Genomic DNA, 1,064 nt, shown 5'->3' with positions numbered 1-1,064 from the left:
TAACCAGCATGGCCCATCACCCGACGCGGTGGGCTCGCTGGTGATGCTGCTGCCCGAGCTGGGCCCTCGCCCTCCCAATGCCCTGCATCGCCCTTCCTATTCGCCGTACATGAAAGTCCAGTACAGCTTCTATTACGTGGACAAGGTGCCGATTGATGCGGTGCTGGAACGCGCCACCAGCCGCTGGTACCAGACCGGCGATGCCTACGAGGACAACGACCCGCGCGAGCAACTGGCCCTGCGCCCTGCTGCCCTGCAGCTGCATGGACTGACCCGTCACGACGTGGACCCGGCCCTGTTCGAGCAGCACAAGCAGCGGGCCATAGCCAAGTTCGGCAAGTGGCAGGACCGCACCGGCTATGGCATGGGCGATGACTGGTATATCGCCCGTGATGCACAGGGGCGGCTACGCAGCTTTATCAAGTGCGATTCCCGCCAGTGGCCGGATGGGGTGGTACGAGAGGGGGAGACATATCGATCCGCAGGCATTGGCCGCATCGCCGGCTGCGAACACCACTTCATCGACCGCAAACGCAGCTACCACATTCATTCAAGCTACGCGCGTGTACATCTGGTGCAGTGGCAGGCCATTGAAACCGCATTCCACCGGCTTCTGGATGCCACCCAACTGGATTGAGCAACAGCAAGAGGCATACGGTCACAGAATCCACCTGTATACCGGGCCCATGCTGGACACCCGACCCGGACATGGACTGCAATGGGGCCATGAACCTGTCACGACAGTTCCCCCTGATCTGTTGCCTGCTGCTGGCCGCCTGCCAGCAGCCACCGGCGCGTAAGCCGGCCAGCGCCGCGCCGCCGGGGACGGCCATCCAGCAGCTGGGGCCATACCGCTTTGCCATCCCGGTGGATTATTTCCATAACCAGCATGGCCCATCACCCGACGCGGTGGGCTCGCTGGTGATGCTGCTGCCCGAGCTGGGCCCTCGCCCTCCCAATGCCCTGCATCGCCCTTCCTATTCGCCGTACATGAAAGTCCAGTACAGCTTCTATTACGTGGACAAGGTGCCGATTGATGCGGTGCTGGAACGCGCCACCAGCCG

The 1,064-nt window shown here is 62.8% G+C and carries 1 protein-coding gene and 1 pseudogene; both read left to right on the top strand.

Features of this window, described 5'->3' with window-relative positions; translation table 11 throughout:
• Nucleotides 1-637 (top strand): hypothetical protein (locus ABB30_RS16555; protein ID WP_161808877.1); only part of this gene is annotated, 637 nt, incomplete at its 5' end.
• Between the two features lie 89 nt (nt 638-726).
• Nucleotides 727-1,064: pseudogene (locus tag ABB30_RS15235) on the top strand (hypothetical protein); the annotation flags it as partial.

The sequence above is a fragment of the Stenotrophomonas ginsengisoli genome, from assembly GCF_001431485.1.
In the GTDB taxonomy this organism is placed as follows: domain Bacteria; phylum Pseudomonadota; class Gammaproteobacteria; order Xanthomonadales; family Xanthomonadaceae; genus Stenotrophomonas; species Stenotrophomonas ginsengisoli.
This window is presented reverse-complemented; position numbering and strand designations above follow the sequence as displayed.